This is a genomic window from Pirellulaceae bacterium, from assembly GCA_029243025.1.
Classification (GTDB): domain Bacteria; phylum Planctomycetota; class Planctomycetia; order Pirellulales; family Pirellulaceae.
Map to the genome: position 1 here is coordinate 23,152 of JAQWSU010000053.1, position 23,311 is coordinate 46,462.

The 23,311-nt window shown below is 51.8% G+C and carries 12 protein-coding genes; 6 read left to right on the top strand and 6 right to left on the bottom strand.

Going from position 1 to position 23,311, the window contains the following annotated elements; genetic code table 11:
* Positions 1–123: 123 nt before the first annotated feature.
* Positions 124–2,487 carry a hypothetical protein gene (locus P8N76_25755; protein MDG2385102.1) on the bottom strand — a complete coding sequence of 788 codons (2,364 nt, stop codon included), beginning with the start codon at positions 2,485–2,487 and terminating at the stop codon, positions 124–126.
* Between the two features lie 414 nt (positions 2,488–2,901).
* Here P8N76_25755 and P8N76_25760 point away from each other — a divergent pair, with 414 nt between their 5' ends.
* Together P8N76_25760 and P8N76_25765 are read left to right on the top strand one after the other, a co-directional pair.
* Positions 2,902–4,191, top strand: a complete 1,290-nt coding sequence (locus P8N76_25760; GenBank protein ID MDG2385103.1) for a DUF418 domain-containing protein — start codon at positions 2,902–2,904, stop codon at positions 4,189–4,191.
* Between the two features lie 335 nt (positions 4,192–4,526).
* Positions 4,527–7,697: a Rid family hydrolase gene (locus P8N76_25765; protein ID MDG2385104.1), complete on the top strand. Its 3,171-nt coding sequence runs from the start codon at positions 4,527–4,529 to the stop codon at positions 7,695–7,697.
* A 94-nt stretch (positions 7,698–7,791) separates the two neighbouring features.
* Here P8N76_25765 and P8N76_25770 read toward each other — a convergent pair whose 3' ends face one another.
* Together P8N76_25770 and P8N76_25775 are read right to left on the bottom strand one after the other, a co-directional pair.
* Complete coding sequence (locus tag P8N76_25770) at positions 7,792–9,177, bottom strand: DUF1501 domain-containing protein (protein ID MDG2385105.1); 1,386 nt, start codon at positions 9,175–9,177, stop codon at positions 7,792–7,794.
* A gap of 18 nt (positions 9,178–9,195) precedes the next feature.
* On the bottom strand, positions 9,196–12,096 hold the full coding sequence (locus tag P8N76_25775) for a PSD1 and planctomycete cytochrome C domain-containing protein (protein ID MDG2385106.1): 2,901 nt from the start codon (positions 12,094–12,096) through the stop codon (positions 9,196–9,198).
* 940 nt (positions 12,097–13,036) lie between these two features.
* Here P8N76_25775 and P8N76_25780 point away from each other — a divergent pair.
* Positions 13,037–13,783 carry a DUF2490 domain-containing protein gene (locus tag P8N76_25780; GenBank protein MDG2385107.1) on the top strand — a complete coding sequence of 249 codons (747 nt, stop codon included), beginning with the start codon at positions 13,037–13,039 and terminating at the stop codon, positions 13,781–13,783.
* 354 nt (positions 13,784–14,137) lie between these two features.
* Complete coding sequence (locus tag P8N76_25785; protein MDG2385108.1) at positions 14,138–15,991, top strand: exo-alpha-sialidase; 1,854 nt, start codon at positions 14,138–14,140, stop codon at positions 15,989–15,991.
* 198 nt (positions 15,992–16,189) lie between these two features.
* On the opposite strand, the gene P8N76_25790 is transcribed toward P8N76_25785, so the two are convergent.
* From P8N76_25790 to P8N76_25800, 3 genes are all read right to left on the bottom strand, one after another.
* Positions 16,190–16,972, bottom strand: a complete 783-nt coding sequence (locus tag P8N76_25790) for an SGNH/GDSL hydrolase family protein (GenBank protein MDG2385109.1) — start codon at positions 16,970–16,972, stop codon at positions 16,190–16,192.
* Between the two features lie 268 nt (positions 16,973–17,240).
* Positions 17,241–17,969 (bottom strand): alpha/beta hydrolase, encoded by a 729-nt coding sequence (locus P8N76_25795; GenBank protein ID MDG2385110.1) that lies wholly within the window; start codon positions 17,967–17,969, stop codon positions 17,241–17,243.
* 191 nt (positions 17,970–18,160) lie between these two features.
* Positions 18,161–18,709 carry a DJ-1/PfpI/YhbO family deglycase/protease gene (locus tag P8N76_25800; protein MDG2385111.1) on the bottom strand — a complete coding sequence of 183 codons (549 nt, stop codon included), beginning with the start codon at positions 18,707–18,709 and terminating at the stop codon, positions 18,161–18,163.
* Positions 18,710–18,837: 128 nt separating this feature from the next.
* Between P8N76_25800 and P8N76_25805 the strand changes: the two genes are divergently transcribed.
* Together P8N76_25805 and P8N76_25810 are read left to right on the top strand one after the other, a co-directional pair.
* Positions 18,838–19,908 (top strand): LacI family DNA-binding transcriptional regulator, encoded by a 1,071-nt coding sequence (locus tag P8N76_25805; GenBank protein MDG2385112.1) that lies wholly within the window; start codon positions 18,838–18,840, stop codon positions 19,906–19,908.
* On the top strand, positions 19,908–23,165 hold the full coding sequence (locus P8N76_25810; GenBank protein ID MDG2385113.1) for a chitobiase/beta-hexosaminidase C-terminal domain-containing protein: 3,258 nt from the start codon (positions 19,908–19,910) through the stop codon (positions 23,163–23,165). The genes P8N76_25805 and P8N76_25810 overlap by 1 nt, the downstream gene beginning before the upstream one ends.
* Positions 23,166–23,311: the final 146 nt, after the last annotated feature.

Here is a 23,311-nt window from a genome sequence, read left to right on the forward strand (position 1 = left end):
TCAACGTTCTTATGAACCTGCTTGAGAGAAGTGCGTCGCCAAGTAATTACTCTCTCCGTCGAGAGGCGAGCGGGCCTGCGCAACAACAAAGGGAAAGCTGGTGCCGCCTTGCGGGCGATTGCATTACCGTCTTTGGGTACGCAACCAACTTGCCAATTCATGTTTGACTGCGTCAAACGGCAAGCCATCATTGTCGTCGGTATTACTGTTTTTATCTTCGTCGGCCAAGACTCGACCGTCAGCCAAGTTGACTTGTCGCACCAGGTCAGCCAGTTGATCGTGCTTGATGAGCGACGTAATCGCCTCGAGTTCGGTGGAGGTGAGTGTCTGGAAGGCGTGAATCGTATCCGACATCCAGTTGCCAAAATCCCCAGTTGCCAAATCACGATAGTCGCGCGCGAATGCCTCAGCATTCATTTGCTGCAAGCCACGTGAGGCAAACTGTTTTGACAATTTGGGTTGGACGGTGCTCAACAGTTGCGAAACGATGGCGTAACACACGGGCCCGTACTGATCATCGGTGTAGATTTGCTGCAGGACGGCATGGGTGTGCTGAGTGTGTCCCAGCATCACGAAGCCTGTTTCGCGGGCTACGAGAAGTGGCCAGGAGTCTGCTGGGAATAACTTGCTGGCAGCGCTGACCAGAACTCGAGCTGACAACTGCCGAGCCATGCTCAAGTTAGTGTTTTCCGTAGAATGTTGGTGAGGGATGCGAAATCTGTTTTCCGCAGCAACCGCAGAAGTGTTGGGATTTGTCATGAGCCGATCGAGTGGCTCGAGAACGCCGCCAGTTGCTAACTTTCCAATGGCGCGTTGCGCGTTAAGAACCGTTGGATGTGGAACAATATCCTTCATCGCGTCTAAGTTTTTCGGGTTGCAACAGTATTGGACGAACGAGCTTACCGGGTGTTCAGGGTCGGCCGCATTGGGCAATGCACGAGTGCGCTGTTGAAGCGATTGCAGTTCACGCTGATAGCGACCTGTTTCAAAAATGATCTGACTGTTAGCAAGGTGCATTTGGAATTCACCGGTCCGCTGATCAATACGGGTCTCTTCCCGTCGCAAACCGTTGGAGCGACGCGAGATAAGCTGGTCGCCTTGCCACTCATGGTCCAAATTCGTCTTGTAAGCGAAAGGCAAGAATCCCGATGGATTGATGGCAAGCGAGATAGCAAGATTCGGTTCCGTCGGCTTGCGATTACTACTGATGCCACCCGCCAGCGTGATCGCCCAAAGTCGATCGATTTCGGGAGCCGCGCTGATTCCCGCATGGAATTGTAGTTGTTGTTTCCCGCTTCGGAATCGTGTCTGGAACTTTTGCTCGGCAGTGGATAGGTAGGCCAACAGTTGTCCGTTATCGATGAGCAACGCGGTCTGGAATGGTTCTTTCTCCGATTTGAGCGTGATTTGGACGAGCTGTCCGTGTTGGCTTTGCACGATGCTACCGCTCCACGAGGGTGAGTCGAGTTCAACGACCAAATCTTTCCCTCGCTCCAACGCTTCGGCGACCCAATGTCGAGCCTTAAGGAATGCCTTGGCCTCCGCATTTAAGGGCTCGCCAAGTAGCGGGACTCCGGGTACTTCGTGGACATGAATCTTGAGAACCACAGGGGCGTTTGCGGCATCCTTGTGCAACGCGACTTGCAGGTTATCGAACCGACCGCTACGCCATAGTCGCTGATTGACTTGCCGAAGTAGATTGCTGTCTGCCAGTTGTCCCGACTCGACCTCAAGATATTGCAGGACTTGATGCTGAGTGTGCCTGATGAGACCCTCAATCACGATCTGTTCGATTTGGGCGGGCGCATCGGATGAGTCGATCCGAACCCGAAGCTCCGTTCTCTTTGTCTCTTGGTTCGGGACCAATTCAACCTTCGAGTTAGCGCCTAAAAATCCCAGGTCGCGAAGCGCTGCATCGACTTGTTTTTGGAGATGCCCTTGATTGTCGAAGCGAGTCAGAACTCCGCGTTCCCAGATCGGCTCCTCCAGCTGTGCGCCGTTGTCAGTCTGTTCCACATCTTTTGCAAGATCATTCGCGGCAACCTGGTTGATCCTCGGAAAGTCGTCATGTGCTGAGTAGTGATGGGTGAGCCGCTGTCGAAGCCGATTGATCCCGACATTTTCGGCGCCCTCTATTTTCACAGCACCGTTTCGATAGCGGTCGCCTTCGGAGATTTCGACGTTAACGGACTGAGTGTCGGGCGGCATTGTCACGGTAATCTTGGCTTCAGGAAAACCGGCACGTTGGTAACCTTTCGATAACAAACGTCGTACGACATTTGATATCTCTCCGGGATCCGAGCTTGGGTGGGTCGCGATGAGAAAATCAATGTTCGCAACTAACGCGTCGACCAACTGCTGATCGCTGAATGTGCTGTTTCCTGAAAAGTTGAGTTGCTCCGGCCCAAAGATTGGCTCGGCTCGAATCTCGCTCAGGCCTTGTCCAGTCAACGAGCAAGCCACCATTAACAGCATGATTTGACGCATTGTGACAACTCCGGGAGATTTGATGGTCTGATGGGGTATGGACTGCTATCAGAAGAGATTATTCAAGGCAAGGGCAACATCGATTCGCGACCCATCGGGCAATGCAAACTGAAAGCCTCAAGCGGCTGCGATTCAAGTATCATTGCCTCAGAAATGGGTTGGGGAACGTGACCTGGCCGATCGCTGTGCTGGCTTGAACGCTTGCCGTTTTGTGAGGGTTTTACCTCCGTCGGTAGCTTTGACGCTTCCAGCCGACCCTTGCGAACGCGCCTCTGTTCTGCGAGCATCGCACGCGGCCGGTAGAGGCGGATTTCGACGTTTGCCCATGAATTGAATTGCCAGGCTACAAATCTCGAATCGTGTGACGAGAGCCAACTGAAGACGGCAGGCGTTTTGGAGGTTTGAAGGATTGGGATGACTGATAAGATTCAAAGTGAAGGCGGTCAGGACTCATTACCTTCCGAACACGTGCGTTCTGCCTCGTGCGCCGACGCGAGCTTGAGTTCTCCTGCCACGCGAATCGACAGTCTTGACGTTCTCAGAGGTTTTGCCGTGCTGGGGATTCTCGTTATGAATATCCAGTCATTCGCGATGATTGGATCGGCCTACGGAAACCCAAACTCGTGGGGAGACATGTCCGGAATTGAGGGGGGCGTATGGTATGTGAGTCATTTGTTCGCTGATTCAAAGTTCATGGCGATCTTTTCGATGTTGTTTGGTGCCGGAATCGTCTTGATGTCGAATCGTCAACGACAAGCCGGCCTTTCAGCAGCGCAAGTTCACTACAGAAGGATGCTGGGGTTATTTGGAATTGGAATGATTCATGCGTACCTGTTTTGGTATGGCGATATTCTTGTGCTTTATGCGATTTGTGGATCGATTGTGTTTTGGATGTGGCCGCTTCGGGTCCGTTGGCTCTTACTCGGATCAGCTGCCTTATTGCTAACGGGTTTGTTGATCACTTTGGTTCTCAACTGGTCGATCCAGTTCATGACTCCAAGTGATTGCAACGAGTTGCAAAATGATTTTTGGGCTCCTAGTGTCGAAGAGATCAGCAAGGAGTTGGAGATTCATCGTGGGCCGTGGTTGCCTCAATTTTTTTATCGTATCGAAGTGGCCGTACTAGTGCAGACCCTTGGGCTTTTGCTAATCGGCTGGCGAATCTCCGGACTAATGCTGCTGGGAATGGCGATCATGAAGACTGGTTTTCTCAGCGGATGTTCGAGGGCGCGTTCATATTGGACGGTGCTTTTCTCAGGTCTGGTGATGGGATTGCCACTGGTTGTCTATGGGGTTCAGCTTAATCGGGAGGCTGGATGGCGGATGGATTACTCAATGTTTGCTGGGACGATGCCAAATTATGTGGGTAGCGTGTTGATCGCCTTGGGCTATATCAGTCTTTTTCAACTTCTGATGCGAACTGATCTTAGGAGATGCCTGGTTACTTGGTTGGCTCCTGTTGGCCGGATGGCACTGACGAACTATCTCGCACAGACTTTGATTTGCACCACGCTGTTTTACGGACATGGCTTTGCGCTCTACGGTTCCGTTAGCCGTTTTTTGCAGTTGATAATCGTATTTGGGATTTGGCTAATCCAAATACTGTTCTCCCGTTTTTGGATGGCCCGTTTTCGCTTTGGCCCTTGCGAATATGTTTGGCGAACCTTGACCTATCTGAGATTTCTCCCGGAAAAATCTCCGTAAGAAAGAAGCTCCGTTGGAGGAACCGTCAAACGAATTCGTCGGAAAGGGGGATGAGGTGTCGTCTCATGGAAACGGCGCTGGGTGATTGAGTCGATGCGTGCGAACCTGGGAAGTCAGTTGCCGAATGCAGGCGGGAGTGACGAGTTGGATTCGTCCGGAAACAGGCGTTTTCGGTTCGTGTCGAACTGAGGAAGAAGTTATGATCAGGTTTCTGCGTTCCATGGGTTGGCATGACAGAGATGTGCGTAGTAGCTGCTTGATTGTCATCGAGATGGCGAAGCGTGCCGTTGATGGGACGTGATACCGAACGAGAAAAAATAGGAGTATGTCTGATCATGAAGCGAGTTCCTGCCTTGGTGCTCATTGTTCTTTCACTCATCTTCGCATGTGATCTCGCTGCCCAGCAGACGAAGCTTCCCTTCAAGATCGAACGTGCGATCGCTACTCAGGGGTTTGCAGGAAAGTTTTGTTGGGTGCACGCTCGAGCAGGGTCCATGCCTGCGACCTCCGAGCAATCTGTCCCAACGGTTGTGATGACACTCCAAAAACTCCAGCTTTCTGGCTCGGATATTTTTTACGCATTGAACCAAATGTGTACCACGGACGGGGCCAAGAGTTGGACCCTTCCTGTCGAGCAACTGGCTTTTGGTCGAAATCGTTTCGAGTTCGACGGACGCCAAGACCTGGAGATCACGGTTTGTGATTTCACGCCAAAATGGCATGCCAACACAGGCAAATTGCTGGGGATCGGTCACACGGTGGTCTACGAGAACAACCGAGTCCGTCATCTGCGACCCCGAGCGACAGCCTATTCGGTCTATGATCCGGAGCGATCAGTTTGGCCGCAATGGAAAATCCTGGAAATGCCCAGCGACATGAAATTTAGTAATGCGGGTGCGGGCAGTGTGCAACGGCTGGATCTGGAAAACGGCGATATCTTGCTGCCGATTTATTTTAAGGAAATAGGAAAAACGCAGTATTCAACAACCGTGCTTCGCTGCGAGTTTGATGGGGAAACGCTTCGATACGTTGAACACGGCAATGAATTGACGGCTCCGGTGAAAAGGGGGCTCTACGAACCGTCTTTGACCGAGCTTGATGGCCGTTGGTTTCTGACGATGCGGAACGATGATCATGGTTATGTTGCGGTCAGTGAAGGAAGCGGTTCATTGAAATTTTCTCAGCCCAAGAAGTGGATCTTCGACGATGGAGAAGATCTTGGGAATTACAACACACAGCAGCATTGGATGCGGCATCCTCAGCATGGGTTGTGGTTGGTCTACACGCGACGTAACGCCGACAATGATCACGTCTTTCGGCACCGTGCTCCCCTGTTTGTTGCCAAAGTTGATCCGGAGAAGCTCCATGTTATTCGCGCGACGGAACAGATTCTCATTCCGGAAATGGGGGCTAGGCTTGGCAACTTCGGTATCACAGAAATTAGTGAAAACCAAACCTGGGTGACGGTGGCCGAGTGGATGCAAGGGCCGGGGCCGAATTATCAAGATTCGGCACCGATCGTCGAACGTGGAGCGAACAACCGGATCTGGGTGGCGAAAGTGAATTGGGCCGCCAAGCCCAAGCCGCGTATTCAAAGGTATGGCACAGAGTTCATGGGAGCAGCTGTTCTGGTAGACCATGCTGCTCTCGCCCATACCGCACAGTTTGTCGCCGGCGAAGGTCAGCACAATTCGCTTCAACAGGAGTTTCAAGACGTATTTGAACAGCTGTCCGTTGCGTTGGCGGATGTTCGTTCTACACACGCCGATCTCGTTAAGTTGAATCTCTATGTTGCGGATTCAAACGTACGGAAGGCAGCCATGCAATTTTTGGCCTCTTGGTGTTCGGATAAGTCGAAACCTGCCGTCTCAATTGTGGCAACTTCGTTGCCACAAGATCGGAAATTTGGGCTCGATGCCGTCTTTGTCGCCAGACATGTTGAAAAACCTGGAAAGGTGGTTCACCTTTCTGCCGAAGGTGGACAAAAGCAAGCATCGGGAGATCGGACTCGAGTGAGTATTCTTCCCCAGGGCGATGTTGTCTATGTTTCCGGGAAGGCGGATCCAGGCGATCTGGCGACGGCCACCCGAGTCACACTCGAAGGTATTCTTGACATACTGGAAGGCATGAATCTTGACCGATCCGGCATCGTCCAGTTGAAATGTTTTTTGAATCCAATGTCGCAAGTCGACGTTGTCGATCAGGAGATCCGAGCGATTTTCGACGAGAAAATCATACCAGCTGTGTCTCATGTCGAATGGTTGCAAGGTGGTTCGAAACCGATTGAGATTGAAACGATTGTGGCGGCTCCGTCAACGAAGACCTCCGAAACGATTAGCTATTACACGCCTCCAGGTACCAAGGCCTCTCCCATCTTCAGTCGCGTGGCACGAATTCATGGTGATCGTCGCATCTATGTCTCGGGGCTGATTGCCAACGAGGCTAGTAACGGGGCAGAACAGACGCATTCAATCTTTCAGCAGATGATTCGCCTGCTCAAGCCTGCCGGCTCGAATTTGCGACATCTCGCCAAGGCAACTTATTATGTTTCCGATGCGGACGCGAGTACGGAGTTAAATAAGATCAGGCCGCATTATTACGATCCGCAACGTCCGCCAGCTGCGTCAAAGGCAAAGATTCGAGGCACCGGATTCCCGGATCGAACTCTTGCGGTCGATATGATTGCTGCACCGGAAGGTCCACCCATTTCCGTGCTAGATTCTGCGGCTGCTGCTCTTAAGCCGACTCGATCGGTAGTCTACAAGACCGTGGAGGATCGGGATTTACACTTGCACATCTTCGAGCCCGACGGGCATCAGTCGAGCGACCATCGATCCGCCTTCCTGGCGATTCATGGTGGTGGATGGACGGGGGGGAATGCTGAGAGTTTCTACCCGTTTGCGGCACACTTTGCCAAGTTAGGCATGATTGGAATCAGCCTTGAGTATCGCTTGCGAAATAAGACGGATGAAACGACAGTGTTTGACTGTGTTCAAGATGCACGCAGTGCGGTGCGTTGGATTCGTCAGCATGCTGAGGAACTGGGAGTTAATCCGAAGGAAATTGTGGCAATGGGCGGATCTGCGGGCGGGCACTTGGCTGTCTCAACCGCGCTGTTTAAGCAAGTTAATGCGGCCACGGATGACACTGGGCGATCGGCGCAACCGAATGCACTGATCCTGATGTACCCGGTGATCGACACTTCTTCCGCCGGTTATGGGCAGGAGAAAATAGGGAAGCGTTGGCAGGAATTATCCCCTGTCCACAACGTGCGAGGTGACTTACCTCCCACATTGATATTTCATGGTACGGCTGATGCAGTTACGCCCTATGTTGGGATCGAAGAATTTCAAAAGCGATCTACGGCCGCGGAAAACGAAAGCATTCTCGTCACCCAACCTGGTGGTCGACACGGTTACATTATCTTTGATCCGGATCACTACCGCCTAGCATTGCAACAAATGCAAGAGTTCTTGAAGCAACGACAGTTTTTGCCTCAAGAATAATAGTTGTTTTCAACTTCCCGTTGACTCGACTGTGAGCTGACGATTTAACGAATCAATGGTCGCTTGCTCATGATAATTTGGTTTTCGGGGTGTCTTAAGCGAGAATCTGCTTGACGATTTTGCCTTCCGTGTCCGTGAGGCGATAGTCGCGGGCAGCGTGACGAAAGGTAAGTTTCTTGTGGTCGAATCCCATTAAGTGCAGTATCGTCGCGTGCAGGTCATGTACATGAACAGGGTCAACCACTGAATTGAGGCCATATTCGTCGGTTGCTCCGTGGACGATTCCTGGCTTGAGTCCGGCCCCGGCCAGCCAACTGGTAAATGCCCAAGGATGATGCTCCCGTCCCTTGGCTTCCGCTGTGTTGTTAAAGGGGGTCCGTCCAAACTCGGTGGTCCAGACAACGAGTGTTTCGTCGAGTAATCCTCGTTGCTTCAAATCCATGATCAATGCTGCGATGGGTTGATCGACATTCTTGGCGAGTGCAACATGGGTCATCATATCTCCATGTGCATCCCAGTTTCCGGAAGAGCCTGTGTCGATAAGTTCCACAAATCGTACACCACGTTCGATCAGTCGGCGGGCGGCTAAGCATTGCCAACCAAAGCCAGTTGTTTGCCCTGGTTGAAGTCCGTAAGCTTTCAGCATGGTCGTCGATTCGGACGAAAAATCGAAGACGTCCGGTACTGCCATTTGCATGCCAAATGCCGTTTCGAAAGTCCGCATTCGGCTTGCCAAGAATGGGTCGGACGGTCGAGTTTTCAGGTGAACGCGGTTCATTGCTTGAATGGCATTGAGTTCCATCTTTTGTTGGCTTGAGGAGACTCGGGGCTGTACGTTTGCAATGGGTTCTGAACCGGGAATAACTAGTGTGCCTTGATGGATGGCTGGCAGGAAATCGTTCGCGTAAACTTGCGTACCCGCATAGGTTTGCCGAGGTGCGATCACCATGAAGCCAGGCAGGTTGCTGTTTTCTGTCCCCAGTCCATAACTGACCCATGAGCCGAGGCTAGGTCGGGCGAAATCAAAAGAACCTGTGTGCATTCCCAATGTTGCGTTGTAATGGTTTGAATGTGATGTGTGCATCGAACGAATCATCGTGATATCGTCAATACAGGACGCAACGTGTGGAAAGAGAGTGCTGACCTCAGTTCCAGATTCCCCGTGTGGCTGAAATGCCCATTGAGGGCGTTTTAGATAGATTCGTTCATATCCTGGCCGATCTTTGATTTCGGGATGGTCGGCTTTTATTTCCTTGCCGTGGTCACGCGTCAACGCGGGCTTCGGGTCGAAGGTGTCCATATGAGAAACCCCGCCCGTCATGAACAGAAAAATAACGTTCTTGGCCTGCGCTGGATAGTGCGGCTGTTTGGGTGCAAGCGGATCGCCAGTGTCAGCCATCAACTGTTGAACCAAACCCGGTAATAGCATGGAACCGGTTACGGCAGATCGAAGGAATGGGCGACGCCCAAGATTGGTCATCTTCTAAACTCCGGCCGGTTAGTCCAGGTAAATGAATTCGTTGGCAGCCATCAAAACGCGGCAATAGGCTGATCGAGTTTCTGCTGTTTCACCTAGATAATTTTGGAGAAAACTGGCGCCTATCTTCAATTCTTCTGTCGTCGGTTTACGTTGGTAAAGCTTTCGGAAGGTTGCAACGATGAAATCATGATCCTCACCTGAGCTGGGAGAATTGGTGCTGGCAAAGCGAGCTGACTGTTGGTGGAAAAACGGCGCATTCAGGAAATACAACGCTTGTGTTGGTACGGTTGTCGCCTCACGTTGCGGTGTGCTGGAATTCGGATCCGCTCCGTCAAACAAAGCAAGATAGGGATGGCGGCGCTGCCGTTGAACCATCATGAAAGCACTGCGGTGTTTTGTGTCATAGATTGCGTTAAATGGATTGTGTTGTGTGAAAGTCCACGTTCCTTCTGCGGGGAACGGATGCTTTCCAGCAAACCCTTGTTGAAGGTCACCCGAGAAGAAGAGGAGTGTGTCTCGAATCTCTTCGGCACTTAGTCGTCGTCGCTCAAAACGACTGAGAAAACGGTTCTCGGGGTCGGCGGCTAACTGCGAAGAAGTCGTTTCTGTCGCTCGTTGATAAGTCTTACTCTTCATGATCAAGCGGTGAATTGATTTCAGCTTGAAATCGTGTGCCACAATCTGATTGGCCAGCCAATCCAGTAATTGCGGATGGGTAGGTTTTGCACCGCGTGTTCCGAAGTCATTCGGCGTTGCTACGATACCTTGTCCAAAATGCCAGCCCCAAATGCGATTGGCAATCACGCGTGCGAACAATGGACTTGCCACGATCAAATCCGCCATTGGTTCGCGTCCACTTGCGTTTTCTTCGGCCAGCGATCGACCCCCGAATGATTCTAGCCAGCGTCTTGGGACTTCTTCCCCCGGTTGTTCGGGGTCGCCACGACGATGCAGCCGAGCATTCGTCGGTGTGCCGTCGGTCACTGCATAAGCGACTGGAATTATTGGGGGGGAGGGCTGAGGGGGATGAGCTTGGCAATGAAAATCGCCGGTCTTTCTCAGCAGTTGACCCAATTCGGCGGATGCGAATCGTTCGAATTGAAATGACACACCATCTAATCCGGCCGGGTGACCATCCGTGACTGACCCTTGAATGGAATAAACGCCGTCGTCAGGGCAAATCCAGGCAAGTCCCACATTGCGTTGCGGTCCCGGATGCATGTTGAGGACGCCGGGAGGAATCCGCGTCCAGACGTCATAAGCCTTCGAGGAGGCGTTGACGACAAAGGATGGAGTGCCGTTAAGTGCCCAGCCGTTTAAACCGACTTTGCCCTGCAAGTTTTCCTTTTTTTCGGTCAGGAATTGTGGACCCTCTTGTACGTCCAGAAAGCACCAAGCCGCGTCGCGATCTTCGATGATCGGACCGCCACTTTGGGAAAATCGAGGAATGAGATCTTCCGCATTCCAACGCTTGCCAGAGTCAAGGTCAGCGATTTCAAGTTTGATCCGAGTGGTATCCGCACCGTGATTGCCGTTCGGAAGAATCGTCAATTGCAGGACTTCATCCTTGTTCAGCGGGACGCGATCCATCCGCCCTTGCTGGTTTTGGTGAAGAGATACCGTGGCTCCTTCCGCCACTTTTCCTTTGCCCAAAATCGAAACAGCCACGGAGGCTAATTCTTTGAGGCGTTGGGATTGTTGGGAGGATATCGTATGGGCCGATTTCCATGCGGCCAACTTTTCTTCATGTTCTTTTTGCAACTGCTTGGTTTCGATGCTCGTCGTCAATGGAACCAAGTCTCGGGGTTTTCCTTGCGGTTCACAGCCGGGAAAAGAGAAGCGAGTGCTGGCGAAGACACCATATAACGCATAGTAATCAGTGGAGGAGATGGCGTCATATTTATGATCGTGGCAGCGCGCACAACCTAAGGTGAGCGCCAAAAAATTCTTCCCCAAATTATCAATGACATCTTCGTGCATCAAATGAATGTCTTTGTCGATGTCGTGACCGAACCGTCTTGCAATGGCCAGATAGCCTGTTGCAATGATGTTGTTCGCATGATGGGAGGAATCAGCAGCCAGTAAGTCGCCGCAAATCTGGTAGCGAGCAAACTTGTCAAATGGAAGGTTCTGATTGAACGAATCGAATACCCAGTTGCGATACTTCCAGGCATGAGGCAGAGGCCGATCCGTATTTTCGCCAGCTGTGTCGGCGTAGCGAACGACGTCGAGCCAGTGTCGTCCCCAGTGCACACCGTATTGAGGAGAATTTAATAATCGATCAATCACTTTATCGAAAGCATCCGGGGAGTCGTCTGCGAGAAAATTATCGACTTGCGCTGGACTTGGGGGAAGTCCTGTCAGATTGTAGGTCGCGCGACGAATCAAGCTGCGTTTGTCCGCAGCCGGCGATGGAGCAATTCCCATGTTTTGAATCTTCTGAGTAATCAACTCATCGATACTGGTGTCCTGAGTGCCGCCCGTTTGCAGTGGACGGAATGCCCACCATTGGTGGGCTTGACTCACTGACATACGACCCGCGAGCTCTCTACCGGTGCGCGGATCTGGGGCTCCAATGCGAATCCATTTCGTCAGAATGGTGATTTCGTCATCGGTGAGCTTTCCACCCGCATCGGCAGGTGGCATCTCAAGGCCCTCGTAATTGATAGCATCGATCAACAAGCTTGCCTCCGGCCTACCCGGTACGATGGGACTGCCGCTCTCGCCACCTGTTTGCCAACTCGATCGAGTTTCTAGCGATAACCCACCACCGGCTTTATCTCCGCTGTGACACTGATAACAGCGTTTCACGAGCAAGGGGCGGACTGACTTCTCAAAGAATTGAATGCTCTCGTCAGCAGCGATGAAGTTTGCGCTGCCGCAGTGAATCAGCAAAAAGAAAACGCAGGTGCGATTCATCACAAATTAACCGATCGAATGTTGAGAGAAGGCTGCAATTGCAAACCATCCACCGAATCAGTGACTTACTCAATCGTTTGATGACGTTTCAACGATTCATTAGGTTGTCGATCTCAAGCCAAATCGACTTCTCGCTAAAGTCTCCCCATTGTAGCAGATTACCATGTGCGAGAATTTGCAAGATTTCATCTTTTTTAGGGCAATCGATCGAGGCGAGAAGTCGAATTCAGTCGATTGCGGGTTGCGGCTCGAACCGTTTTATCTCTTGTCTCAACCAGCAGATTACTTGCTGTTGATGGATTGTCGTTTTGAAATGTGATTTTGCGTTTTATCCACTTAATTGGAAATGTTTAAGTGGCTGACTGAGGCGGCGCGGAGAGTTTGATCTGATGGATCCGTCGAGCGTGTATCCGTCGACTGCAAACATGAGATCACCCGTTGAAAGAGGGCCCGATCTTACCAAGAAGCCCGCGGTTGCATCGCTGAGAAGGAACGCTGTTCAGAAGTGAAGGAAGATCGTCTTCCAGGTAAGACCGATCGCATGACACGATTTTTAGCTGGCAAAGTTAATGCTGTTATCGTCTTATCAAAACTGACCCGATTCGATATTTAGAGTTGATGACTGCTGTTTTTATGGTCGCTCGCTGCTGGACCCGGGATGATCTGGTCTTGAGTTGAATCGGTGACTTTCTGGGGAGGGATTTCCAGCTTTTGTCGCAGCGTGCGATCTGCTTTTTGGGAGGAGCCGCGGGTGATCGACATGGGACTCTGTGGGACAGATCAGGCTAAGCACGCTAGCAGCCAGCTGCATCGGATCGATTGCGTAAATTAATAATTGATTAAAACCGTTGAGATTTAAAATTTCCTGCGACGATTGGTCGATAAACCTCGAAGCGGGATCCGACAAAAAAGAGGTAATGATTGCATTGGAGGCAGAGAGGTGACGTTTTTTGTTCAGCGCAATAAAATGAAGACTGGCGGTTTGAATCTCTTTGTCATGATCTTGTTTTGCAGCTTGGTAGGACTGCCGATGCAATTCTGCCGGGCTGAAACCGTGAACGATTTTGGTTCCTGGTTTTCGGTCAATACACAAGGCGTGATTGATGGACATCAGCAATCATCGAGATGGCGATGGTGGTTTGATGGCCATCTCCGTTACCTTGATGATTCGGATGGCTTTCACCAAAGTATTTTTCGACCAGGTATCGGTTATCAATTGACTCCAACAACGAACCTGTGGCTGGGATATGCCTGGATCAATACGATGCCAGCGAATGGGAATTCTCTCATCGATGAAAATCGGATTTGGCAACAGCTGATGTGGACGAAAAAAGTGGGTCGGCAAACGTTGTTTTCTCGCACGCGACTCGAACAGCGATTCGTGGAAACGGGCAGTGATACTGGTTGGAGACTTCGTCAATTCTGTAAGATTAACCGTCCATTCTGCGAAGGAAGTCCCGGGAGCTTTGTTGCCTGGGACGAAGGATTTTTTGGCCTTAACGCAACGGATTGGGGGCAGTCAGACAGCTTCTTGCAAAATCGTCTCTTTCTGGGGTTGGGGCTTCGACTCAATGGGGCAAACCAACCAAAAATTGAAGTCGGCTACCTGAACCAATTTATCCGATCTGGATCGCGTGAAGATCGTATGAATCACATTCTGTCTTTGAATTGGTTTTGGAACTTTTGAGCTGTCAAATAAGGACGATTCAACGAGTCTCTCAGGGGCGAGTGAGTGGAAACATCGTTGCTCGCTTGTGCAGGATGAGCTGTCTTTGCGCTCCAAGGGATGCTTGAAAACCTATGATCGAGCAACGAGTCGATTGCATCTCGAGATCTTGCTTGTCTGGTTCTCCATCTCGGAGAGCCTTCCCCTTCACGGTCACTGTTTTGACCGTTGCCTCACTCGATCTGTTAGAATCTCGAGTGTCGTAAGTAATTTCGCGGGCTGGATCGAGTGCTGATTCACGAGCGAAGTTACTCCTGATGGTCTCGTCGTTTTCGATGGGCTGAACAACGAAAGCAAACGTCGAAATTTCAATTCATGCTTCGCCTTGCGTTCCATAGTTCGCTGATTTTGACCTGTCTCACGTCTGTTCTTCAGGCGGAGGATTATTTGTGGTCGCTCGAGTTGTTCAAGTTACGCGGACTTCACGTGTATGGAAATCTTCAAGGTGCTTCCGGAGTGGTAGGGGATAGTGTCGTTCTTGACGGCTCATCATTGCTAAAAGTCAGGGACTCCGATGGGCTTGCGGGCGGAGACAATGGATTTACATTTGTTGCTTGGGTTAATCCTTACCGACTGGGACATCAACAGCAGATTATCGCCGCGAAGAATCGTTACTCACTCGACGAACGACAATGGGGAGTGATGATTGATCGCGACAGCCTTTTTCGGCTTTATGTGTGGCAGGATCAGTGGCTGACGGTTGGTTGTTCGATCGCGCCAAAACCAGGGATGTGGCATTTGATTGCCGTGGTAGTGCGTCCGAAGAACGTTGAGCTGTGGGTGAATGGTGAGTTGTCGGGGCAGGCAAAACTTGAAAAGCCAATACCTCAGACCAAAGCTCCGTTGACGTTTGGCGGTGTCGATGACAATGGTCGCATTTGGCAAAACTTTGCTGGAGCGATTGATGAAGTGCAACTCTTTGATCGACCGCTTGTGCCCAGCGAGCTCGCAGCGGCTTACCGAGCGGTGTCCACATCGCATGAGGTTCCGACTTCCTTCGGGCGAACAATAGAGGTGATGGAGCCAGCAATCGATGGGATTTCGCTCTGGGGTGACTCAAATGCTGTCCCGAAAGTTGCCGAATTGGCTGGTGTGGAAGGGACCGAATTTTTTGTCATCAAGCCGTATGAGTTCCATCGAGATGGCTATCGTTTTCTACATGGGGTTGCGTTAGCTTGGCATCAAGGAAAGCTCTATGCGTCGTTTGGGCATAATCAGGGCGGTGAGAATACGGATACCGAGGAAGCGCGTTTTATGGTCAGTGAGGATGAAGGGAGAAATTGGAGTCGCGTTCGGACGATGGATGCGGGCAAGGCTCTTCACGGTGTTAGCCACGGCGTATTCTTGTCCTGCCAGGGAAAGCTTTGGGCATTCCACGCTGCCTACTCGGGAATCTTGAAGGGTGTCCACACTCGAGCTTATCTGTTGGATGAATTAACGGGGAAGTGGCAATCGCTGGGAACCGTGATCGAAGGCGGTTTCTGGCCAATGACCGAGCCAGTGAAAATGGGAGATGGTAACTGGATCATGCCGGGGATGCGAGTCGGTAATGGGACGCCCGCTGCTGTTGCCATCAGTCATGGCGACGATTTGAAAAAATGGGATCTGGTGGTGATCCCCCGTAGTAATCATCTCGGAACGATGTGGGGCGAGTCGACCGTCATCGTCGATGGCGCTAATGTCGTAAACATCGCTCGTTATGGACAAAAGGCACGCGCACTCGCTGCTCGAAGTGGAGATTATGGTCGAACCTGGACATCAATGACCGAGACGGATCTTCCCATGGTAACCTCCAAGCCGTGTGCAGGGACGCTCAGTACGGGGCAACGTTATTTGATCGGAACGACGACGGCTGACAGCGGGAAGCGGCGATCTCCCTTGACGATTGCCGTGACTCAGCCGGGTGAAATGAAGTTTTCGAAAGTGTTTGTAATCCGCGATGCCAATTTTCCCACAGGACCAGGGGAATCTCACCCCGATGCCTCGCTGGCCTATCCTTATGCGATTGAACACGAGGGAAAACTCTACATCGGCTATTCCAATAACGGCGCAAACGTCGGACGAGTCGGCAAGGGACGCTCATTGTGGAATAATAACAGTGCCGAGCTGGCAGTCATTCCGATCGGGTCGCTCGACGCAGGCGAAGCAAGAGTGGAAGGTTCGAAATGATGCTTTCAACCGGCTGATCGAGTCGCGCCAATCCTCTTGAAGATCATGCAAGAGTGCAGCAAATGACTCTGTTGTCGTTGAGTCGATTGGGCTTTGCTTGCCATGGTTGTTGCCAGTCTGTGTGTGAATTTTTCCGATGTGCAAAGATTGATTCGTCAACGAGAGCGGGATTTGTGAGGCGTTGCAGGAGACGCGAATTCAACTCCAGCGGGCACTTGTCTTGTCGAGCCAATTTCTCGCGATCAGCTCGTGTCCTTGTGGTAAAGGATGCACGCCATCCCAGATCCACTGATCGGGGGATACCGATTTGGTCGCGTTGTCGAATACTTCTTGCATGGGGACATGGACCGCATTGAATTTCTTCGCCAACTTGGTGACGACCCCACGCATTTGATCGATCTGGGCGCGGCTTACATCCCATTCGCCGCCTTTTGTCATGTACCATCCTGATTGAAGCACGAATGGTTCGATTAACACAAGCCGTAGCTGTTCATTGGCGTCGTGACTACGGCTGAGAAGTTGGCTGTAATCCTCTTCCCATTGGCGGATGTTGAAATTTTCTGGATCCTTGACTTTGCGGTCATTCACGCCGATCAATACGCTCAGTAAATCCGGCTTCATCTCAATGACATCTTTTTGCCAACGGTTTTTGAGGTCCGTGAGTCGATTGCCACTGTGGCCGCGGTTGAAGAATTCAAGTTTTGCCTCTGCCATGTCGACGCCAAGCCGCGCGCCGATTAGGTAAACGTAACTGTGGCCGAGGTAGTGATTGCGGTCCTTTTCATTGCGTCCCCAGTTCATGTCAGTGATCGAGTCGCCGATGAACAACACGCGACTCTCTGGAGCGAAGTCGGGGAGGCGATAACCGTAGCCCACTTCACGCTGCTGATTTGCCGCATGAGCTTGCGTCGCGCTGCTAGTACTGGCAATGGCGGTTGTACAAGCCGCACTGCGGCGGAGAAATTTGCGTCGGTTAATCATGATTGCTTGGTTGCCAAACTAACGTCAGTGGAAGGAATTTGGTTGGAGGGAATTTTGAAATCGCCGTCGGTACCGCTCCGGGGTTTTGTAGGTTTTCTTTGGCTTGTCGAATCAATCCCATATTTCAATCTGACTGTATCGTGAGCTGCCGATCAAACCATCTTATGGTTGCCTGAAATGCTTCTGGCTGCTTTCTCTGTAGTCCATGATCCGCTTCGAGCAACAGGAGTTGATGTTCGAAGCCCGCTTTTTTATATTCCTTTGCGATTCATTTCCCGTGGCGAGGAGGATCAAGCTTATCTTTGGTTCCGAAGATCACTAACGCTGGAGCGTCATCTTTCGTGACGTGAAGTTTGGGGGAGTATTTTGCCGCCTCCTCAATGGGTAAATCCAAGGCGGGAAAACCCTTGTAGGCAGGCAGCGATTCCTCGGCTGACCAAACGGCGACGGTGAGGTCAGTGGGCGGCACGAAAGCGACGACCGTCTGCACTCGACTGCTCTCACGTAAGATACGATCGCTTGCCGTTGGATCACCCTCATCGGCTCTGGTCGCCAACATGAGCGAGAGATGTCCGCCCGCACTCATGCCCATGACGCCGATTCGCTCTGGATCAATGCCATCAACGCGTGCTCGGTGCCGAATGAAGCGAATGGCCCGACGGACCTCGGCCACCGCATCCGGTATTCCGTACTTTGGACTGCTCCCTTGGCGAACGGCAAATCCGGTGTAACCTTTGGCGAGATAAGGAGCAAACATCCACTGGAGTGATTCCGGAGGTGCCCAACGTGAAACCCAACCGCCACTGACGATGAAAACGATTGCAGCTCCATTTTTCTTCTCAGGCGCGTAGAGGTCCATTGTCATTGCGAGGCCATCTTTGTGACCATCAACAACATCAGGAATGATGCTCCCCGCACGCTGTGCAGATGCCACAGTTGTCCAATGGTTCAGAGAGACAAAGCCTAAAAACAGGACAAGAAAAGACCGGATGTTCATGATTGTTTCGTGATGAAAAGATCGTTTGTCAATTAAGCAAAACGGTTCTTATTGTAACTCGATTCAAAGACGATCGCTATGCAAAGCCGTTGGTGAATACATCCTCGATCCGCATGGGCGGAGTCACCATGAAGTCAAGCAAGTCGAATGTCGCGCTGGAGAATTCGCCATTAGTGGGTGGCATGAGGTCGCTAGAGCTGGGCGAGTGCCTGGGATACGGCTTTCATCCATGCCGAACATTCTCGCTTGAATCGACAGCAATACAAATTGCCGTCGATGACCAAACCCTCTTCGACATAAGTCGCGCCAGAAAATTCCGCATCGTATCGGCAGCGGGGAATCGTTGTCACTTTGCGTCCGCGAATCACGTCGGCGGCTGCCAGTATTTCGATGCCATGACATATCGAAGCGACTAGCTTCTCACGCTCAAAGAAGTGTTTTGTAATCCGGATCAGATCTTGATCGTAACGTAAGAACTCAGGCGCTCGACCTCCGGGAAGAACCATTGCGTCAAAATCATCCGGATTGACATCGCGAAAAGCAATATCCGAATCAAGCTGGTAACCCGGGGTTTCGATGGTTACGTCCCAGCCCGGGTCGTGATGATGTTGTACTAAATGATATTTGCGTACCTCAGGTGCTGCCTTGATCACGTCGTGGTCTTCCGCGAGGCGATAGAGGGGGACCATGGTGTCGATTACCTCGGCCGCATCACCAATGACAAGCAGCACTTTGGCCATCTGGGCAATTCTCCTGGAGGCGCGTTTTCGCCGTGGAATTCCTGTTTTAAATGGGTATAATCGTTGTTTCAATGAAATAGCATAGGCGACGTTCGTCAATCACTCAAGCGAAGACAGGGAAGAGGGCCATGCCGGCAACGGTGAAAGATGTCGCTCGATCTGCTGACGTATCGATCGGAACTGTCAGTCGCGTCCTCAGCGGTGAGCCGAATGTCACAAAGGAAACAACCGCGCGCGTGATGAAAGCGGTTGAGCAGTTAGGCTATTCGCGGCTTCGGAAACGCAAGACGATCGCCGCAGGCCAGCGTCTGGCTCGTAAGAATATCGCGATGCTGTTGCTGGGGATGGACCGATCTTTGGCGAGCTTGCCGTCGGTCGCCTGTGGCATTCATGGTGCCGAGTCGGCTCTTTCGGGTGTGGGAGCGAATGTTTTGCTCTCCGATTTGCCATGCGTTGATGAAGTTCCAAAAGTGATCGCCGCGCGAAACCTCCATGGTTTATTGGCCAAGAGTGCGTTGCAAGGCAATCTGGTTGAGTCGGCTGACGAGAAACTCATCGACCGGCTTCGTCAGATTCCGACAGCATGGTTTTTGGGACGACCGCAGGGTGCCGATTGGGGCGATGCGGTGGAAGCAAATGACGCTGATGTTGGGCGAATAGCAGCCGAACACTTGCTCAACAAGGGGCATCGACGGATCGCAATTCTCGATCCGAAACCGATTCATGTTGCACATGGTCAACGATGCGCCAGTTTTGCTGGGTATGCCACGCAACATGGGGCGATCGTTGAAATGGTCTTGGGTGACCAGTCAGCTGCGAATTTCCCCAGCCGGCCAGTGGCTGATGTCGCGTTAGTGGACGATCTTGTCGGCAAGTTACTCGAGCATCCGAACAGGCCCACCGCAGTTTTCTGCCCGGCAGATTGTATTTCTGCGATGGTCTATCGCGCCTGTGGTCGTCGAGGTCTTCAGGTAGGCAAAGATTTGAGTTTAATTTCTTGCAACAACGAACTGCCGTTACTGACGGGACTCTATCCGGAAGTGACCACAATCGATATTTGCGCCGAGCAAATTGGTCAACAGGCTGTGGAGCAGTTGATCTGGCGATTAGCTCATCCTTCACCGCCGCCTGTGACGATTTGGGTGCAGCCACGATTGGTCGAAGGAATGTCAGTGGCGGATCTCAGGAGCAACACGTAATGAAAATCCGTCTAGTTTTGCTAACGCTGTTGGTTGGCAGCTATGTTGGTGGCTCCGGAAGGAGCCACGCGGATAACGATCTCCCTCTTCTGCCGAAGGGATTTGCGGTTGATGTGATCGCGCGCGAACCCATGGTGAGCAATCCCTGCGTGATGGCGTTTGATCGCTTCGGACGCATTTGTGTTGGACAGGGTCCGCAATATCGAAAGCCCAAGCCAGACACTCCGGGTGATCGAGTTGACATCCTGATTGATGAGAATGGTGATGGGGTTGCCGATCGTCGCAAGACCTTTGCCGAAGGCTTCAACTCGATTCAGGGACTTGCTTGGCATGGACGTGACCTTTGGGTTGCCAATGCTCCGGATTTAACAGTCGTTCGCGACCTTGATGGCGACGATAAAGCTGACGAGTATGTTCGCGTTTACACCGACTTAGGAAACTTGGAGCATGGTTTGCATGGTTTGAATTTTGGGCCCGATGGTCGCTTGTACATGTCGAAGGGCAATTCGAAGGGATACAACCAGGGGGACCAGTTAGCTCCGAGAGCGTTTCGCGATTTATGGGGGCTTGCCTCGCCAAACGGCGCTCCTGACTACTTGCCAATCGAGACGACTGACCTGTCTGGTTACCAACGCAAATATCACAAGCCGTCGGATGATTGGGGACAGCAAGGTGGGGTTTTGCGGTGCGATCCTTATCGGGACGGTCGGGTATCGGGCCGAGCTCTTGAAATTGTTGCCCGCGGTTTCCGCAATCCTTGGGATATCGCGTTTGATGATGCGTTCAATTGGTTGGGTACCGACAACGATCAGTCGACCGGTGATCGAATCTTCATGCCATTCTACGGAGCGCACTTTGGCTGGGGGCATCCGTGGACCTACAGTTGGACCGGCAAGGATCACTTGCCTACGGTTCCGATCAGTGGGCCAACTTTTGAAGGATCCGGAACGGGAGTTAGCTACTATTACGCCAAGCAGTTTCCGCCCAAGTATCGCGATCTCTTTTTTGTTGGTGACTGGTTGCGACGTGAAGTGCTGGCCTTTCGCCCTCAATGGGATGGTGCCTTGATGGTCTCTGATTCGGAGGTGCTTGAGGTCTTTGCTCATGCTGGAGGAGGGCGGACGATGCCGAAAAGTGATGGCCGCGCCTTTGATCCCACCGATATGGAAGTGGGTCCCGACGGCTGTCTCTACATTCTGAGTTGGGGGCATGAATATGGCGTCAAACTTGAAGACGGAAAACAAGCCAATGTGGGCCGAGTTTATCGCATTCGCTATGAGGGGAATTCGCTGGAGTCATGGAGTCCAAAACGACGCGCTATGCCGATCAACGATTGGTCTCTTGACCAATTATTTATCGATCTAGGCAGTCCCGTAGCCGCGTGGCGAGTCAATGCTCAAAACGAGTTGCTCTGTCGCAAAGCTTCCGCGGAGTTTCTGCTCCGTAAGCTCGAAAATCCCCCGTCAATGACGCGAGCTCAACAGACATGGGCGATCTGGACTCTGGCACGAGCCGGTAAATTGCCTGCCAGACTTTTCGAGCATGCGGGCCTCAATCGAAAAATTCAGACCATTCGAGCGCTCGCGTTTCAAGAGAAAACCCGATCATCGGAAGAGGTCGCAGGCCTGTTTGCTGAGTCGTTAGCATCGTCAGAGCCTCGTCTGCGTTTTGAAGCGGTCCAGGCAATCGGGCAGGCTAGGATTCGTGTGCTTGCGGAAAAGTTACTTGATCATTTGAATCATGAATCCGAACGAATCGCGTTTTATGCCACGTGGAATACGTTGCGAGAGCTGCTGACACTTGAGGAACGCCGGATGCTACTTGACCGGGAGCAAGGGAGTGCCAGGTTGGGTTTGTTACTCGGATTGCTTGCCGATGATGTGCTCGCCCCTGACGAAGTCGAATTGTTTCGTCGGGATCGCGATAGGCGAGTGGCAACGATTGCAGAACAGTGGTTGATAGAAACGGGTGGAGCAAAGCCATTTCTCTCACTCTCACCTGAACCGGGTCGCTATAGCGAACCTGTCGTCGTCGAAGTGAAGACGACGATTCCTGATCATCGCATTGCATTTACGCTTGATGGATCCGTTCCCACGAAAACCTCCGAATCGTACTCGAAGCCACTTACGATTGACCGAAGCATGACGCTGACGGTTGCCTTGTTAGAGGAAGATAATTTGGTCGGACGGGTGGTAAAAGCCGATTACCAGATTCAGCCTGCGCCGGAATACTTCGGCCGTCGCTTTATTTCCGATATTTCGACGCCGAGTGGGAATCGTTACGAAATGGATTACCGTGGCGTTGAAATCGGTAAACGCGTTTACACGGACCGCGATTACAAATTCACGAAGGTGCCCAATGAACTGCTAGGCGCACCATTCTTGCGAGGTGCCAATGCAGACGATCGATCGCGCGGAAATCGTTGGATTTCATTCACGACGGACGCCCGTCTTGACATTCTCCTAGGTGTGGACACTCGCGGTGATGAGCCGTTGCGGTGGATGCGCATCAACGAGCCGGAAGGTTTTGTTGATACAGGAATGAATGTTCAGAACGATGATGCGAATTTTCGTTTGTATCGGAAAGCCTATTCGGCCGGTGAAATTGTGCTCGGAGGAAATACGAATGAACGCTCTGACAGCGCTCGAGGGAACTACCTTTTGATATTCCAGCGGAAATTACTCCTGCCGGGCAGCGAAGCAGCCACCCAAGCTCAAGTTCTGGCAGCCATGGAAACTGCTGATCTGCAACGAGGTCGAGAATTATTTATGCATCCGCGTGGAGCAGGTTGCGTCAAATGCCACGCCATGCGGGGCGTGGGTCGCAAGTTCGCGCCCGATCTGTCCGATCTGGGAAATCGAGCTAAAACACCCGATGCCATCATCATGTCGATTCTCAAGCCGAGTGCGGTGATCACAGAAGGATTTGCCCAGCAGAGAATTCTGACGGAAGACGGTCGCCTGTTCTCGGGCGCTGTTATTCAAGAAACTCAACGGTCACTTAAGCTGGTAGGGGCGGATGGAGAGCTCGTGGCAATCGACAAGGCTAACATTGAAGAGCGAGTTGGCACGGAGATTTCTCCCATGCCTGCGGGTTATGGAAAAATGATGTCGGCTCAACAAATTGCTGATATCGTCGCGTGGTTGATGACCCAAAAAGCCACCGATGACTCTGTCGGTACTTTCCGTCACGAGCAAGCCAATCCGATCTATTTTCAGCAGAATCAGCAGCAAAATCCTGACGATTTAGAAACGTAGTTCACCTTGGCGTGCTGGTTGTAATGGGGCCAAGTCGCAGTGGAACTCGGTGAGGCAAAACCGCGTATAATGACAGCCCCAGACGACTGAGTGAGCTGAGAGCCATCTTTGTGTCGGGAAGATTGGTTGGCTTTCTGGGGCGGCCG

Excerpts from the sequence above, each read along its gene's own strand:
- P8N76_25755 (MDG2385102.1), bottom strand. The coding sequence starts at position 2,487 with ATGCGTCAAATCATGCTGTTAATGGTGGCTTGCTCGTTGACTGGACAA.
- P8N76_25795 (MDG2385110.1), bottom strand. The coding sequence starts at position 17,969 with ATGAACATCCGGTCTTTTCTTGTCCTGTTTTTAGGCTTTGTCTCTCTG.
- P8N76_25770 (MDG2385105.1), bottom strand. The coding sequence starts at position 9,177 with ATGACCAATCTTGGGCGTCGCCCATTCCTTCGATCTGCCGTAACCGGT.
- P8N76_25805 (MDG2385112.1), top strand. The coding sequence starts at position 18,838 with ATGCCGGCAACGGTGAAAGATGTCGCTCGATCTGCTGACGTATCGATC.
- P8N76_25790 (MDG2385109.1), bottom strand. The coding sequence starts at position 16,972 with ATGATTAACCGACGCAAATTTCTCCGCCGCAGTGCGGCTTGTACAACC.
- P8N76_25800 (MDG2385111.1), bottom strand. The coding sequence starts at position 18,709 with ATGGCCAAAGTGCTGCTTGTCATTGGTGATGCGGCCGAGGTAATCGAC.
- P8N76_25785 (MDG2385108.1), top strand. The coding sequence starts at position 14,138 with ATGCTTCGCCTTGCGTTCCATAGTTCGCTGATTTTGACCTGTCTCACG.
- P8N76_25775 (MDG2385106.1), bottom strand. The coding sequence starts at position 12,096 with ATGAATCGCACCTGCGTTTTCTTTTTGCTGATTCACTGCGGCAGCGCA.
- P8N76_25760 (MDG2385103.1), top strand. The coding sequence starts at position 2,902 with ATGACTGATAAGATTCAAAGTGAAGGCGGTCAGGACTCATTACCTTCC.
- P8N76_25810 (MDG2385113.1), top strand. The coding sequence starts at position 19,908 with ATGAAAATCCGTCTAGTTTTGCTAACGCTGTTGGTTGGCAGCTATGTT.
- P8N76_25765 (MDG2385104.1), top strand. The coding sequence starts at position 4,527 with ATGAAGCGAGTTCCTGCCTTGGTGCTCATTGTTCTTTCACTCATCTTC.